We start from the raw sequence: 14,731 nt of genomic DNA on the forward strand, positions 1-14,731 counted from the left end.
CCAAGGCAACAAAGAGAAGGAAAAACCGTGAATCCGGTAATCAAGAAGTTTCAGTTCGGTCAGTCGACCGTAACCCTCGAGACGGGTCGCATCGCCCGCCAGGCCTCTGGCGCCGTGCTGGTCACCGTCGATGACGACGTCAGCGTGCTGGTCACCGTGGTCGGTGCCAAGACCGCCGATCCGAGCAAGGGGTTCTTCCCGCTCTCCGTGCATTACCAGGAGAAGACCTACGCAGCCGGCAAGATCCCCGGCGGCTTCTTCAAGCGTGAGGCACGTCCTTCCGAGAAGGAAACCCTGACCTCGCGTCTGATCGATCGTCCGATCCGTCCGCTGTTCCCGGAAGGCTTCCAGAACGAAGTGCAGGTCATCTGCACCGTCGTCTCCACCAGCAAGAAGACTGACCCGGACATCGCCGCGATGATCGGTACTTCGGCCGCTCTGGCCGTTTCCGGTATTCCGTTCGACGGCCCCATCGGCGCCGCGCGCGTGGCCTTCCATCCGGAAACCGGCTACCTGCTGAACCCGAACTACGAGCAGCTCAAGGCCTCCAGCCTGGACATGGTCGTGGCCGGCACCAAGGACGCCGTGCTGATGGTCGAGTCGGAAGCTAAGGAGCTGACCGAAGACCAGATGCTGGGCGCTGTGCTGTTCGCCCATGACGAGTTCCAGGCCGTGATCAAGGCCGTGGAAGAACTCGCCGCCGAAGCCGGCAAGCCGCGCTGGGACTGGACCGCTCCGCAGGCCAACACCGCGCTGCTGGATGCCATCCGCAGCGAGTTCGGTGCCGCCATCTCCGAAGCCTATACCATCACCATCAAGCAGCAGCGCTATGCCCGTCTGGACGAGCTGCGCGAGCAGGTCGTGGCCAAGTTCTCCGGTGAGGAAGGTCAGCCTTCCGCCGGCGAAGTGAAGGATGCCTTCGGCGAGATCGAATACCGCACCGTGCGCGAGAACATCGTCAACGGCAAACCGCGTATCGACGGTCGCGACACCCGTACCGTGCGTCCGCTGGCCATAGAAGTCGGCGTGCTGGACAAGACCCACGGCTCGGCACTGTTCACCCGTGGCGAAACCCAGGCGCTGGTCGTCGCCACCCTCGGTACCGCACGCGACGCTCAGCTGCTGGATACCCTGGAAGGCGAGAAGAAAGACGCCTTCATGCTGCACTACAACTTCCCGCCCTATTCGGTCGGCGAGTGCGGTCGCATGGGCGCTACCGGACGCCGCGAGATCGGCCATGGCCGTCTGGCCCGTCGTGGCGTCGCCGCCATGCTGCCGAGTGCCGACGAGTTCCCGTACACCATTCGCGTGGTGTCGGAGATCACCGAATCCAACGGCTCCAGCTCCATGGCGTCGGTCTGCGGTGCCTCGCTGGCGCTGATGGATGCCGGTGTACCGATGAAGGCGCCGGTTGCCGGTATCGCCATGGGTCTAGTCAAGGAAGGTGAGAAGTTCGCAGTCCTGACCGACATCCTGGGTGACGAAGATCACCTGGGCGACATGGACTTCAAGGTGGCCGGTACTGCCAAGGGCGTGACCGCTCTGCAGATGGACATCAAGATCCAGGGCATCACCGAAGAGATCATGGAGATCGCCCTGGGCCAGGCCCTGGAAGCGCGTCTGAACATCCTTGGCCAGATGAACCAGGTCATTGCCCAGTCGCGCAGCGAGCTGTCGGCCAACGCACCGACCATGCTGGCGATGAAGATCGATCAGGACAAGATCCGCGACGTGATCGGCAAGGGTGGCGCCACCATTCGTGCGATCTGTGACGAGACCAAGGCATCGATCGATATCGAAGACGACGGCTCGATCAAGATCTTCGGGGAAACCAAGGAAGCGGCCGAGGCGGCCAAGCAGCGCGTGCTGAGCATCACGGCCGAAGCCGAGATCGGCAAGATCTACGTCGGCAAGGTTGAGCGCATCGTCGACTTCGGTGCCTTCGTCAACATCCTGCCGGGCAAGGATGGCCTGGTGCACATCTCGCAGATTAGCGATCAGCGCATCGAGAAAGTCACCGATGTGCTGAAAGAAGGTCAGGAAGTGAAGGTGCTGGTGCTGGACGTGGATAACCGCGGCCGCATCAAACTGTCCATCAAGGACGTGGCTGCAGCGGAAGCCTCGGGCGTCTGAGGCAACCTAGCAGTCAACAGAAAGGGCCCTCTGGGCCCTTTTTGTTTGCCTGTTCGCCGCGTCTCCGCAGCTCCGCCCAATATTGCAAGTTGCAAGCAGCGCCACGCGCAAGCTTGCATTGTGCAAGTCGTCGGGTTTTTCGCTTATCTATAAGCAATTGATTTTAAAGGAAAAAAATATGTGACAGAGTTGGCACACCGCTTGCGCTGTTATCTGTGCATCTGAGGCCGGAGTCATGCCCCAGAAATCACGAGAACAGGAGTGACATCTATGAAGACTACTCAGACCCTTACCGCCGCCGCCATTGCCGCCGCTCTTAGCCTGCCTTTCGCAGGTGCTGCGCTGGCCGACACGCCTGCAATCGACAAGACCGACACCGTCATGCTCGCTGCCAATACCATGGACGACGCAGGGGACGCTGCCTCCGATACCTGGATCACCACCAAGGTGAAGTCCACGCTGCTGGCTGAAGACGCCACCCCCGGCATGGATATCGAAGTAGAGACCAAGGATGGCGTGGTTTCGCTGTCCGGGACCGTAGCCACCGAAGCCGAAAAAGAAGCCGCCATTGCCAAAGCCAAGGGCATCAAAGGCGTCCGTGATGTCGCTGCAGACGGTCTGAAGACCGCCGAGTGACGTCGCTGCCCGCCACTGGCGGGCGCCGCGAATCGAAGAACCCCGCCATTGGCGGGGTTTTTTACGTTAGCCTCCGCGGCGGCTGCCGATCTGCCGCAGCCGGTTACCCTCGAAGCGCAGAAAATGCAGCATCCCATTGTTCGGCCCGTAGACCCATTCCTCGACGGCCACCTCCTGTCGATAGCCGTATTCGTCAAGCACTTCCTTGTAGCCCAGCTGTGCGCTGCTGGCTGGCTCGCCGCATTTGGCGAGCACTTCCGCCGTGGTCGCTTCGAGGCTCACCAGGCGGCTGTTGCAGCGATAGGTAGAGGATGCCTGGGCATGCAGGCTGCCCAGCAACAGGCAGAGCAGCAGGGGCAATGCGCGACGATGCATCGGTGCCTCCAGGTGCTTCAATTGGCACGGCGGGTTTCGATGCGAACCAGGCGGTTCCCTTCGAATGTCAGGATGCTGAGCATACCGTTGCGTGGTCCATAGACCCATTCTTCCAATCTGAATTCCTGCCGGTCGTTCCGGCTGAGGCTGTAGCCGACCAGATCGCGGTGTTGCGGCACGCCGCACTTGCGTTCGACCTCGAACGCGCGGTCGCCGGTGGTGACCAACTGGCTGCCGCAGCGCAGTGTGTCGGCCTGGGCATTGGCGGCAGCGATCAGCAGGACAGCAGCACCGAGGCGGTAGTACAGGTTCATCAGTCGCTCCCCAGATGCAGTACGGTCGCTACCTGGCCATTATCCGCCTCTTCAGTCGTTCCGGTGTCCAGCAGGTACACGCGCTCGGACTCCAGGCCCGCGTCGACCAGGTAGCCCTTGATCGCGGCGGCCCGCTCGCGGCTCAGACGGCGTAGCAGGGCGGCATTGTCAGACCAGGAGTCGATCACCGCCTGGCGCATCCGCTCGGCGCGTTGTTCATCGTCCAACTCCTTCCACTCGGCTGGCGGCTGCTGATTGAGCCGGCTGCGATAGATGCCTTCCAGCAACGGCGCTTCATCGCTCGTTTCGATGCGAATCTCCGACGGGTCTGGCGGAACCTTGTCGCCACGACGCTGCAGGATGCGGTACTGGGTTTCCCGAAACTCCTGCTGCAACCGCTGCTCGGCCAGCATCGGGCCATCGATGGCGGCGTTAGCCATGCCTTCAACCTCAAGCCGCAGGGCCGGGCGCTCCACCAGTGCCGCGGCCAGCGTATCCAGTGTCTTGCGCGCGTTGCCGTCCAGCTCGCTGCTGGCGCCTGCAAAGGCGACGTGGCTGAGGTCGTCATCGCCACCCCCGGCCAAGCCAGCGATGAACTTGAACGGCGCCTGGGCCGCCCGCACCACCAGGTTGCGCAGCGTCTGCCAGACGATCGGCATGACGCTGAACTCGGGATCGTTCAGGTTGCCCTGAACCGGCAGCTCGATGGAAATGGTGCCCTTGCTGTCCTTGAGCAAGGCCACCGCCAGGCGAACGGGCAGGTCCACGGCATCGGGACTGTCGACCTTTTCGCCGAGCTGCAGCTGCTCCAGCACCACCTTGTTCTCGGCGTTCAGCCGTCCCTGCTCGATCCGGTAATGCAGATCCAGATTGAGGCGGCCCTTGCGGATGCGGTAGCCGGCGAACTTGCCGGAATACGGCGTGAGCGTGGTCAGCTCGACCTGGCGGAAGCTGGTGGCGATGTCCAGGCTCTGCAGCGGATCGAATGGCGTCAGACTGCCCTTGATGCTCACCGGCGCGTACTGGTCCACCTTGCCGGCGATGTTCACCGAGGCGGCTTTTTGCTCGCGATTGCTCAGGACGCCGATGTCACCATTGAGTGACTGGATGGCGGTAACGAACGGCGGGCGCAGGCTGAAGTCGGCGAAGTTGGCCGAACCGTCGGCGATGTTGATCCCGCCGATGCGGATGGCCAGCGGTTCCGCGGCCTGCTGCTTGGATGCGTCCTGGGCAGCCGGTTCGTCACGCTTGACCAGCAGGTCGTTGAGGTTGGTACTCAGATCCGGGTTGACGACGAAGCGCGCGTACGGCTGGCGCAGATCGATCCGCTCGATGTCCAGGCTGCGCGGATGCTGGTAGTCCAGGCCGCTGAGCTGCAATCGCTGCCACTTCACGAAGTCGCGGTTGTTGATGGTGTCGAGCGTATGCAGCTGGGTCGCATCGACGCTGCCGCGTACGCTGAAGGCCAACGGCTCGGTACCCTGCAGGTCGACCTGTAGTTCGCTGCTGAGCATGCCGCTGCGCAGCTCCAGGCTCACCAGCGGGCTCAGGTAGGCCTGGGCGATGCGCAGGTCGATATCGCGGGTAGTTACCGCCAGCTGACCGCTGATCGGGTTGAGTTGTAGCTGCCCCTGGGCCTGGAGCGCTCCCTGCCTGCCGACCCCGGTGTCCAGCTTCAGCGAAAAGGGGCGAGTTGCGAGGCTGTCGAAATCGCTGATGTCCAGGTTCAGCGGGCCGAGCTCGAGCTGGACCTCGTCGTCCGGCACGCGATCGGCCAGGTGCACGCGGTAATCGCGCAGCTGGGCATCCTGCAGCAAGACCTGCCACGGTTCGCCGGCTGTCTGGGTTTCGCTGTCCGCGATCTGCTCGTCAGCATTCGACGGGCTCGGGCCCGCGGCGAACAGTTTCTGCCAGTCCAGCTCGCCATCGGCCTCGCGGGCGGCCCAGGTTTCCAGATGGCGGCTGCGCAGTTTGCCGATACTGACCTGACGCCTGGCCAGGTCCAGCGTGGTTTCGCTCAGCTCGAGCCGCTCCAGGCGAACCAGCTTGCGCCCGTCCGGGCTGTCGAGGGCCAGCGGGGCCACGGCGGCCTGGGCGCTGTCCAGTGTCAGGGCCAGGCCGTCGCTGAGGTCGAGGTGGTAGCGGGTACTCAGGTCGATACTGCCCTCTCGAAGAACCAGTGGCGCCGCGTCGCGCACATACGGCCAGAAGTCCTTTAGCGGCAGTTTGCTGACCTGCAGTTGGCCGCGCGAGGCCAGCGGTTGCAGGTTGAGGTCGCCTTGCCAGTCGATGCGTCCGCCGCTTGCACCTGTGGCGGTGAGGCGGGCGTCGGCGCTGCCGTCCGTGCGGGTGGCAAGGTTGTGCAGCTCGAGATCCAGCGAGTCGTAGACCAGCTCGATGGGCTCACTTGGGCGCCGATCACGGAAGGCGAGGTGTCCGCGCACCAGTTGCAACTGGTCGATACGCAGCGGGAAGAGTTCGCGCTCGTCGTCGGCAGATGGCGGCGTTTCGGGGACATCGAACAGCTGGCCGAGGTTCAGGGTGCCGTCCTCGGCGAAGCGCACCTCGGCGTGCGGCGCTACCAGCTGTACGGCGGCCAGGTGCAGCGTGCGTTGCCAGAGGCTGTTCCACTGCAGGTCGAGGTAGAGTCGCTCGAAGGCCAGCTGGCGATCGTCCTGCGCGCCGATGCGCAGGTCGAACAGGGTGAGTTCGAGGCTGAAGGGATTGAATTCGATGCGCTGCAGGCTGGCCGGTACGGTGGCGTAGTTGGCCAATTGCTGATTGGCGATGCGCTGGGCGATACCCGGCAGGATCAGGAAGCCAAGCAGGCTGTAGCAGATCAGCACGAGCGCCACGCCGGTGAACGCTCGCTTCATTCCATTGGGCATGACCGGAAGTATTCCTGGCGGATGGATGCCTTGGAGTATGGCATGGCCAGGCGGTTCCCCGAATCGAGCGATACCGGCAATGCGCTCAAAGCCGCAGAATCAGGGTCTTGAGTGGGGGCAGCCCGTCATGGGAAGGGAAGTCCGCCGCCGGTGCCAGTACTTGCCATTCACGTACCGGCCGGCCCGCCTTGTCGGCGCAACGCAGCACCTGCGTCCGCCATTCGTCCATCGGCACCTTCGCCAGGTTGTTGCAACAGATCAGCACGCCGCCTTCGGCGGTGGTCAGCAATGCCGGTTTCAGCAGGCTCTGGTAGTCGCGCAGCAGGTCCACCGTGCCGAAGGCGCTGCGTGCCCAGGCCGGGGGGTCGAGCAGTACCAGATCGAACTGGCGCTGCTCGAGGCGAGGGTAGTCGGGCAGGGCGCGGCCGCGCCTGGACGCCACCGGCAGTCCGGCGAGTTGGCGGATCGCCGGGAAATAGTCGGAGCGGACGAAGCGCATCGGTGCCAGCCCCGGGTTCAGCGCTGCATTCTCCCTGCCCACGGCGAGGTTGCGCTCGGCGAAGTCGAGGTTCCAGACATCCCGGGCGCCACCCGCCGCAGCGCAGAGCCCGACGCCGCAGGTATAGGAAAACAGGTTGAGCACAGACTTGCCGGCACTGTGTTGCTTGACCCAGCCGCGAGCGTTGCGCAGGTCGAGGAACAGCAGCGGGTCCTGGCCGTCGTGGCGCCCGCGTACGCGATAGGCGAGCCCCCATTCATGACCGACCTGATCGGCCAGCGCGGCGGCGTCCGGCTGGTACGCCGCGTGGCTGCGGTCGATGCGCGAGTTGCCCTGCGAGCGGTCGTTGTAGACGAGCTGCAGCGGCAGTTCGAGCGCATCCATGGCCAGCTCATGGATGCGCAGCAACGCATCCGCTGCAAGCGTCTGGTGAAAGCTCTGCACCATCAGCTGCGGCCCGTAGCGATCCACCGTCAGGCCGGCAGCACCTTCCTGGCTGCCATGGAACAGGCGGTAGCAATCGGTGCCCTGCTGGTGCAGCTGGTCGAGCAGTGGGCGGCGGCGATCGAAGGCGGCGCGCAGCGCCTGGTCTGGAGAGGGCATGCGCGCGGCTCGAAAAAGGAGGGCGCGCAGTCTAGCAAGAAATGCGGCGCGACAACCGCTGCTAGCGTGGTGGCAGGCCCATGCGGCGGCGCGCGCGGTGCACCGAGGCACTGCGCACCGCCCAGCGCAGCACCGGCGCCGTACGGCGTACCCCGCTGCGAATCAGCTGGCGACGGGTGTCGCTCAGCGGTGGGCCGAACATTGCTGAGGCCCATTCCGGCAGCAGTTCGATACCGGCATGTAGCATCAGCGTGCCGAACGGCCGCAGCAGTGGGCTCGGCGCCGGAGCGGTGCGCAGTATCTGCAGAATCTCCAGTGCGCGCGCGTCGATCTGCAGCTGCGGACGGAGGCGCTCGAGGTACGTCTCGACCTCGGCGCGCGAACGTGGCACGCCTTCTGCGCCGAGGCGCTCGGCGATCAGCGCGACTTCGGCGTAGTAACGATCCTGGTCGGCTGCGCTGAGGTCAGGGTCGCGGTAACGCAGGTGCGACTTGAGGAAACTGCTGACCTCGGCGACGTGCACCCAGGTCAGCAGCTCGGGGTCGTAAGCGGCATAGGCTCGGCCATCCGGCGCCGTGCCGGTCACGCTCAGGTGGATGCGTCGTACCCGTTCGATCAGGCGCTCGGCATCAGCATGGCTGCCGAAGGTGGTGGCGGAAATGAACTGCCCGGTGCGCCGCAGTCGGCCGAGCAGGTCCTCGCGGAAGTTCGAATGATCCCATACCCCGGCCAGGGCCAGCGGGTGCAGGGCCTGCAGCAGCAACGCGGAGATTCCGCCAACCATCATCGAGGTGAAATCACCATGCACCCGCCAGCAGATCGAATCGGGACCGAAGAGCCCGGGGTCGCCCGGCGGGTTCTCGTAGTCCACCCCGCCGATGGCCAGGCCGGTGAGACTGAGCACGCGTGCTTCGATAGGGCGACGGATGAATTCCATGGTGACGGCGCTGCAGGCTTGGGAGCTGGCGATGTTACCCGATCAGGCGCCGGCGGCCGCGGGCAGGGCAGGGTGCACGCGACGGAAGGGGACCGGACGCTGCAGCAGCGTCCGGTCAGCAGGTGCGTTCAACCGCGATGACGGCCGCGGAAGAAGTCGATCAGGCCCTGAGTCGAGGCGTCTTCTGCCGGCGCCGCATCGAAGCGGGTCATCTGGTTGTAGACGGCCTTGCCCAGCTCCTTGCCCAGCTCGACACCCCACTGGTCGAAGGAGTTGATGCCCCAGATCACGCCCTGGACGAAGACCTTGTGCTCATACAGCGCGATGAGCGCGCCGAGACGGCCGGGGCTGATGGTTTCCATCACCAGGGTGTTGCTCGGTCGGTTGCCCGGAATCACCTTGTGCGGCGCCAGGCGCTGGACTTCGGCCTCGCTCAGGCCCTTGGCACGCAGTTCGGCTTCGGCTTCCTCGCGGGTCTTGCCGAGCATCAGCGCCTGGCTCTGCGACAGGCAGTTGGCATAGAGCCATTCGTGGTGATCGGCTACCGGGTTGTGACTGACGACCGGCACGATGAAGTCGGCTGGAATCAGGGGCGTGCCCTGGTGCAACAGCTGATGGTAGGCGTGCTGGCCGTTGGCACCGACACCGCCCCAGATCACCGGCCCGGTGCTGCAGGACACTGGCGTGCCATCCTGGCGCACGCTCTTGCCGTTGGATTCCATGTCCATCTGCTGCAGGTGTTTGACGAAGTTGCGCAGGTAGTGGTCGTAGGGCAGGAAGGCGTAGCTCTGCGCGCCCCAGAAGTTGTGGTACCAGATGCCGAGCATCGCCAGCAGCACCGGCATGTTGCTTTCGAACGGCTCGCTGAGGAAATGCTGGTCCATGCTGTAGGCGCCGGAGAGCAGGTCCTTGAAGTTGGACATGCCGATGGCCAGGGCGATGGGCAGGCCGATCGCCGACCACAGCGAGTAGCGCCCGCCGACCCAGTCCCACATGGGGAAGATGTTCTTCTCGCGAATGCCGAAGTCGACGGCCGCCTGCTTGTTGCTGGTCACGGCGATGAAGTGGCGGTAGAGCTTTTCCTCGGTGCCGCCCTTGCCCAGGTACCAGTTGCGGGCCGCCTGGGCATTCTTCAGCGTCTCGAGGGTGCCGAAGGTCTTGCTGGAGATGATGAACAGCGTGGTCTCGACATTCAGCTTGGCGGTCACCTCGCGGAATTCGCTGCCGTCGATGTTGGCCAGGTAGTGCGTCCGCACGCCGTGCTGGGTGAACGGCAGCAGCGCCTCGGAGACCAGCTGTGGGCCGAGGAACGAGCCACCGATGCCGATGTTCACGACGTCGGTGATGGTCTTGTCGCTGAAGCCGCGCCACAGGTTGTTGTGGATGCGGGTGACGATGTCGGTCATCTGTGCCAGGGCGGTGTGCACGTCGCGCATGATGTTCTTGCCGTCGACCATCACCGAGTCGCCCATGGGACGGCGCAGGGCCGTGTGCAGCACCGGGCGATTCTCCGACGCATTGATCCGTTCGCCCTCGAACATGGCGCGGGCGGCCTGCTCGACGCCGGCCTCGCGGGCCAGATTGACCAGCAGGGTGCGGGTCTGCGGGGTGATGAGGTTCTTCGAATAGTCGAGGAACAGGCCGCTGCAGGAAACCGACAGGTCATCGAAGCGCGTCGGGTCGGCCTTGAAGGCCTCGCGCATGCTGAAGTGCTGCATGGCCAGGCGGTGTTCTTCCAGGGCCTTCCAGGACGGCAGGCCGGTGACATCGAGCGGATGCTGGTAATAGCTCATGGTGATGCGGCTTCCTTTGCTTTGACAGGCCGCTGAACCCCGGGAATTCGCGCAACGAGCGCGCCATGATTGCCTCGGAATTCAGTGATGTGTATGACCGTGCGGGCACGCCGGCACTCGTTCCTGAATGCTGCGGATGCTGGCCGAACCCGGCTTTCACCGAGCCGGTGAGGCGCATCCTATGCCATCAGAGACAGCTCAGACAGGGAAAACCCCTGCTGCGTTCCGGGCTTTCGCCGTCTATTCTGCCCGCGCTCATGCCGCATCCCAACCGCTGTCGCCCAGCCCCAACGAAAAAGCCCGAAGTGCGGAACACTTCGGGCTTGGATTCAATGCAGGCGTGGGGCCGGGCTCAGGCCACCTGCACCGGAATGGCGTTGCTGGTATGGCTCAGTTCGCCGTCGGCGCCCATGTAGAGCACATGGGGTTTGAAGTTGGCCAGCTCGGCTTCGCTGTAGTGCGCATAGGCACAGATGATCAGGCGATGACCGACGCCGGCCTTGTGGGCGGCGGCGCCATTGACCGAGATGATCTTGGAGCCTTCCTCGCCGCGGATGGCGTAGGTGGTGAAGCGTTCGCCGTTGTCGACGTTGTAGATCTGGATCTGTTCGTATTCACGGATACCGGCCAGGTCCAGCCACTCGCCGTCGATGGCGCAGGATCCTTCATAGTCGAGCACCGAGTGGGTTACCTGGGCGCGGTGCAGTTTGGCCTTGAGCATGATGGCGTGCATGGCGGGGTCCTCCGGCGGGTGCGCAAGCGGCGCAGAGTGTGCCCGAAGCCTCGAACGCGATCAAGGCTGCAGGCAATTGGCAGGGATCAGGCCGATGTGCGGAGGTCGACCAGCAGGTTGTCGATCAGCCGCGTCTTGCCCAGGTAGGCCGCCGCGAGAATGACCAGCTCGCTGGAGGCGTCGGTGACCGGCTGCAGGTCGATGGCATTGCGGATGTCCAGGTAGTCCGGACGCAAGCCGGCGTTGCGCAGTGCTTCCAGACCTTCGTCGATCAGCGCGGGAAGGTCCCGGCGACCGCCCTGGAGCGCATCCCTGAGCTGGTTCAGCGTGCGATAGAGGACAGGCGCCGTGGCGCGCTCGTCGGCGCTCAGGTAACCGTTGCGCGAGGACAGTGCCAGGCCGTCGTCGGCCCGCACGGTCGGTTCGGAGAGGATCTGCACCGGCATGTTCAGGTCGCGCACCATGGTGCGGATCACCGCCAGCTGCTGGAAATCCTTCTGGCCGAACACGGCGAGGTCCGGCAGGACCATGTTGAACAGCTTGCTCACCACCGTGGAGACACCGTCGAAATGACCGGGGCGACTGCCGCCACAGAGGCCTTCGGATACGCCGGGTACGCGCACGATGGTCTGGTTGGCCTGGCCGTGGGGGTACATCTCCTCCACGCTGGGCGCGAAGAGCAGGTGGCAGCCGGCGTCGAACAGCTTTTCCTGGTCCGCTGCGAGCGTACGCGGGTAGTTGTCCAGGTCCTCGTTGGGACCGAACTGCAACGGATTGACGAAGATGCTGGCGACCACGAAGTCGGCGCGCTGGCCGGCTTTCTTCACCAGCGCGATATGACCGGCGTGGAGGTTGCCCATGGTCGGCACGAAACCGATGCGTTTGCCCTCGCCGCGCGCGCGGGCGACCGCGGCGCGCAGGTCGGCGATGGTCTTGACGACGTTCATGCGGAGAAACCGTGTTCGGCTGCGGGGAATTCGACGGCCTTGACCGCCTTGACGTAGCCGGCGATGGCCGCGGGGATGTCGCCGTGCTCGCGCATGAAGTTCTTCACGAACTTCGGCACGCGGCCGCTGAGCGACAGTCCGAGCATGTCATGCAGGACCAGCACCTGGCCGTCGGTATCGCTGCCGGCGCCAATGCCGATCACCGGGATCTGCACGGCCCGGGTAATGCGCGCGGCCAGTTCGCTGGGGACGCATTCGAGCAGCAGCATGGCGGCGCCGGCTGCTTCCAGCGACTTGGCGTCCTCCAGCATCTGCTGTGCCTGGGCTTCTTCGCGCCCCTGCACCTTGTAGCCGCCGAACAGATTGACCGCCTGCGGGGTCAGCCCCATATGCGCGCACACCGGGATGCCGCGGTCGGCCAGCAGGCGGATCGACTCGGCCAGCCAGGCGGTGCCCTCGAGCTTGATCATGTGGGCGCCGGCCTGCATCAGCAGCGCCGAATTGTTCAGGGTCTGCTCGGTGGTCGCGTTGGCCATGAACGGCAGGTCGGCGACGATCATTGCGCCGCGGTTGCCACGCTTGACGCTGGCAGTGTGGTAGGCCATATCGGCGACGGTGACCGGCAGGGTGCTGTCGTGACCTTGCAGGACCATGCCGAGCGAGTCGCCGATCAGCAGCATCTCGACGCCTGCATCGCAGGCCGTCTTGGCGAAGGTGGCGTCATAGCAGGTGAGCATGACGATCTTCTCGCCCTTCTGCTTGAGCCCTTGCAGCGTGGTCAGGGTTACGTCTGGCATGAATGCCGTCCTCTTCGAGCCTCGGAGGTCAGGATTGCCGGGCGGTGCACCGGAAGGGTGCTACGGCCGCAGGTGGCAGAGGGCGCTTATAGTCCCGGCGGCGGCAGAGTAAGTCAATCGCGAGTGTTACCTGCGCGTTACGTTCGTTACCGCGTCGGTGACACTCGTATTGACGAGCCGCTCCAGCCCGCGGAACGGGCAGGCCGCGAGCAGGTCGACGAGCCGTCGCCCATCGGCCAGCACCAGCTCCGGCGGAGCGATCTCGGCCAGCGGGTAGAGCACGAACGCCCGAGCCTGCATGTGATAGTGCGGAACCTGGAGGCGCGGCTGGTCGATCAGTCGCTCGCCGAACAGCAGGATATCCAGGTCCAGGGTGCGCGGGCCCCAGCGTTCGGCCTTGCGTTCACGGCCCTGCGCCAGTTCGATGCGCTGCAGGGCATCGAGCAGCGCCAGCGGCTCGAGGTCGGTCTCCAGTGCCGCAACCGCGTTGACGTAGCGTGGCTGGTCGGCGGGCCCGAGCGGGTCGCTGGCATAGAGCGAGGAGACTGCAGCCAGCCTGCTACCTGGCAGCTCGGCCAGAGCCTGCAGAGCACCACGCAGCTGCTGCTGGGGATCGGCCAGGTTGCTGCCCAGGCCGATGTAGACGCGCTCCATCTCAGTCGGCCGGGTTGGCGGCGTCGCCCGGCGTGCGGCGACGGCGACCGCCACGGCGGCGTTTCTTGGCCGCGCCGGCGTCATCCTTGCCGCTGAGGCCGCGGATCATGTTGCGCCGCTCGCTGTCGTTGGCTTCCTGATAGTCGGTCCACCAATCGCCAAGGCCGCCGGTCTTCTCGCCCGCGCTTTCGCGCAGCAGGAGAAAGTCGTAGCCAGCGCGGAAGCGCGGATTCTCCAGAAGCTGGTCGGCACGGCGGCCTTGCCGGCGCGGCAGGCGTTCCTGCATGTCCCAGATCTCGCGCATGGGGATGGTGAAGCGCTTGGGAATCGCGGTGCGCTGGCACTGCTCCCAGATGATGTCGTGGGCGGCTTCCTGCATCGCCGGAATCGGCGGCATGCCGCGGTCCTGCAGCTCCAGTACGCGGGCCGGCAGGGCAGGCCAGAGCAGGGCGGCGAAAAGGAACGCGGGCGTCACCGGCTTGCCCTGCTGGATGCGCAGGTCGGTATTGGCCAGCGCGTTGCGGATCAGCGTGCCGGCATACTCGGGGTTGCGCTCCAGCGCGGCGGCGCTGGCGGGGAACAGCGGCGCAAACAGGTCGTATTCGAGCAGCAGCTCGAAGGTCCGCTCGGCCTTGCCGCCGAGGAACAGCTTGAGCGTCTCGTCGAACAGGCGGGCCGAGGGGATGCCGTCGAGCAGCTCGGCCAGGTCGGCGATGGGCTCGGCACTGTGGCGTTCGATTTCGAAGTCGAGCTTGGCGGCGAAGCGCACCGCGCGGAGCATGCGTACCGGGTCTTCCTGGTAGCGCTGCTCGGGATCGCCGATCAGGCGGATCAGGCGATTGCGGATGTCGTGCACGCCGCGGGTGTGGTCGAGGATGCGCTCGCTGGTCGGGTCGTAGTACAGCGCATTGATGGTGAAGTCGCGGCGCTGGGCGTCGTCCTCGAGCGTGCCATAGACGTTGTCGCGAAGGATGCGTCCGCTCTCGTTGCGCGAGGCCAACTGGCTGGCATCCTCGTCGTCTTCTTCCGGGTGGTTGGCGCGGAAGGTGGCGACTTCGATGATCTCGCGGCCGAAGTGCACGTGGACGAGCTTGAAGCGCCGGCCGATCACGCGTGCGTTGCGAAACTCGGCGCGGACCTGTTCCGGGGTCGCACTGGTGGCGACGTCGTAATCCTTGGGGTTGAGCTGCAGCAGCAGATCGCGCACACAGCCACCCACGACATAGGCCTCGTAGCCGGCCTGCTGCAGGCGCTCGACCACGCTCACCGCATGACGGCTGATCTCGTTGCGATGCAGGGAATGCTGCCGGCTGGACAGAATTTCAGGTGTGCGACGGGGATGCGGGATGCGGCGCAGCGGAAGACGAAAAGACTGGAACAGCTTTTTCAGCATGAGGGGCAACTGTGTGGCGGAATGACGGG

Annotated in this window: 13 protein-coding genes; 2 read left to right on the forward strand and 11 right to left on the reverse strand. The window is 65.0% G+C overall.

Going from position 1 to position 14,731, the window contains the following annotated elements; translation table 11 throughout:
* Positions 1–27 precede the first annotated feature (27 nt).
* A complete protein-coding gene (pnp, locus tag ACVRRC_RS20530) occupies positions 28–2,133 on the forward strand; it encodes a polyribonucleotide nucleotidyltransferase (protein ID WP_437235728.1) in 2,106 nt (701 codons plus the stop codon).
* Between the two features lie 270 nt (positions 2,134–2,403).
* The gene (locus ACVRRC_RS20535) at positions 2,404–2,769 is read left to right on the forward strand and encodes a BON domain-containing protein (RefSeq protein WP_011914367.1); all 366 of its coding nucleotides are present in this window, start codon (positions 2,404–2,406) and stop codon (positions 2,767–2,769) included.
* 66 nt (positions 2,770–2,835) lie between these two features.
* Here the strand turns inward: ACVRRC_RS20535 and ACVRRC_RS20540 are convergent, their stop codons facing one another.
* From ACVRRC_RS20540 to ACVRRC_RS20590, 11 genes are all read right to left on the reverse strand, one after another.
* On the reverse strand, positions 2,836–3,144 hold the full coding sequence (locus ACVRRC_RS20540) for a DUF2845 domain-containing protein (RefSeq protein WP_045159902.1): 309 nt from the start codon (positions 3,142–3,144) through the stop codon (positions 2,836–2,838).
* Positions 3,145–3,161: 17 nt separating this feature from the next.
* Complete coding sequence (locus tag ACVRRC_RS20545; RefSeq protein ID WP_017245560.1) at positions 3,162–3,458, reverse strand: DUF2845 domain-containing protein; 297 nt, start codon at positions 3,456–3,458, stop codon at positions 3,162–3,164.
* Positions 3,458–6,346 carry a DUF748 domain-containing protein gene (locus tag ACVRRC_RS20550; protein ID WP_472997443.1) on the reverse strand — a complete coding sequence of 963 codons (2,889 nt, stop codon included), beginning with the start codon at positions 6,344–6,346 and terminating at the stop codon, positions 3,458–3,460. Before ACVRRC_RS20550 ends, ACVRRC_RS20545 begins: the two co-directional genes overlap by 1 nt.
* A gap of 85 nt (positions 6,347–6,431) precedes the next feature.
* Positions 6,432–7,448: a class I SAM-dependent rRNA methyltransferase gene (locus tag ACVRRC_RS20555; protein ID WP_017245558.1), complete on the reverse strand. Its 1,017-nt coding sequence runs from the start codon at positions 7,446–7,448 to the stop codon at positions 6,432–6,434.
* Positions 7,449–7,509: 61 nt separating this feature from the next.
* Complete coding sequence (locus ACVRRC_RS20560; RefSeq protein ID WP_017245557.1) at positions 7,510–8,385, reverse strand: oxygenase MpaB family protein; 876 nt, start codon at positions 8,383–8,385, stop codon at positions 7,510–7,512.
* A 128-nt stretch (positions 8,386–8,513) separates the two neighbouring features.
* The gene (pgi, locus tag ACVRRC_RS20565; RefSeq protein ID WP_013983866.1) at positions 8,514–10,178 is read right to left on the reverse strand and encodes a glucose-6-phosphate isomerase; all 1,665 of its coding nucleotides are present in this window, start codon (positions 10,176–10,178) and stop codon (positions 8,514–8,516) included.
* 352 nt (positions 10,179–10,530) lie between these two features.
* Positions 10,531–10,911: an aspartate 1-decarboxylase gene (panD, locus tag ACVRRC_RS20570; RefSeq protein ID WP_014597581.1), complete on the reverse strand. Its 381-nt coding sequence runs from the start codon at positions 10,909–10,911 to the stop codon at positions 10,531–10,533.
* 86 nt (positions 10,912–10,997) lie between these two features.
* Positions 10,998–11,858, reverse strand: a complete 861-nt coding sequence (gene panC, locus ACVRRC_RS20575; protein WP_013983865.1) for a pantoate--beta-alanine ligase — start codon at positions 11,856–11,858, stop codon at positions 10,998–11,000.
* Complete coding sequence (gene panB / locus ACVRRC_RS20580) at positions 11,855–12,655, reverse strand: 3-methyl-2-oxobutanoate hydroxymethyltransferase (protein WP_013983864.1); 801 nt, start codon at positions 12,653–12,655, stop codon at positions 11,855–11,857. The genes panC and panB overlap by 4 nt, the downstream gene beginning before the upstream one ends.
* A gap of 126 nt (positions 12,656–12,781) precedes the next feature.
* On the reverse strand, positions 12,782–13,309 hold the full coding sequence (gene folK / locus ACVRRC_RS20585) for a 2-amino-4-hydroxy-6-hydroxymethyldihydropteridine diphosphokinase (protein ID WP_013983863.1): 528 nt from the start codon (positions 13,307–13,309) through the stop codon (positions 12,782–12,784).
* Between the two features lies 1 nt (position 13,310).
* Positions 13,311–14,702 carry a polynucleotide adenylyltransferase PcnB gene (locus tag ACVRRC_RS20590; RefSeq protein WP_017245555.1) on the reverse strand — a complete coding sequence of 464 codons (1,392 nt, stop codon included), beginning with the start codon at positions 14,700–14,702 and terminating at the stop codon, positions 13,311–13,313.
* Positions 14,703–14,731 lie beyond the last annotated feature (29 nt).

This window comes from Stutzerimonas sp. LR2, assembly GCF_055755175.1.

Coding starts and splice junctions, on each gene's coding strand:
- ACVRRC_RS20535 (WP_011914367.1), top strand. CDS start 2,404: ATGAAGACTACTCAGACCCTTACCGCCGCCGCCATTGCCGCCGCTCTT.
- ACVRRC_RS20540 (WP_045159902.1), bottom strand. CDS start 3,144: ATGCATCGTCGCGCATTGCCCCTGCTGCTCTGCCTGTTGCTGGGCAGC.
- ACVRRC_RS20545 (WP_017245560.1), bottom strand. CDS start 3,458: ATGAACCTGTACTACCGCCTCGGTGCTGCTGTCCTGCTGATCGCTGCC.
- ACVRRC_RS20550 (WP_472997443.1), bottom strand. CDS start 6,346: ATGCCCAATGGAATGAAGCGAGCGTTCACCGGCGTGGCGCTCGTGCTG.
- ACVRRC_RS20555 (WP_017245558.1), bottom strand. CDS start 7,448: ATGCCCTCTCCAGACCAGGCGCTGCGCGCCGCCTTCGATCGCCGCCGC.
- ACVRRC_RS20560 (WP_017245557.1), bottom strand. CDS start 8,385: ATGGAATTCATCCGTCGCCCTATCGAAGCACGCGTGCTCAGTCTCACC.
- pgi (WP_013983866.1), bottom strand. CDS start 10,178: ATGAGCTATTACCAGCATCCGCTCGATGTCACCGGCCTGCCGTCCTGG.
- panD (WP_014597581.1), bottom strand. CDS start 10,911: ATGCACGCCATCATGCTCAAGGCCAAACTGCACCGCGCCCAGGTAACC.
- panC (WP_013983865.1), bottom strand. CDS start 11,858: ATGAACGTCGTCAAGACCATCGCCGACCTGCGCGCCGCGGTCGCCCGC.
- panB (WP_013983864.1), bottom strand. CDS start 12,655: ATGCCAGACGTAACCCTGACCACGCTGCAAGGGCTCAAGCAGAAGGGC.
- folK (WP_013983863.1), bottom strand. CDS start 13,309: ATGGAGCGCGTCTACATCGGCCTGGGCAGCAACCTGGCCGATCCCCAG.
- ACVRRC_RS20590 (WP_017245555.1), bottom strand. CDS start 14,702: ATGCTGAAAAAGCTGTTCCAGTCTTTTCGTCTTCCGCTGCGCCGCATC.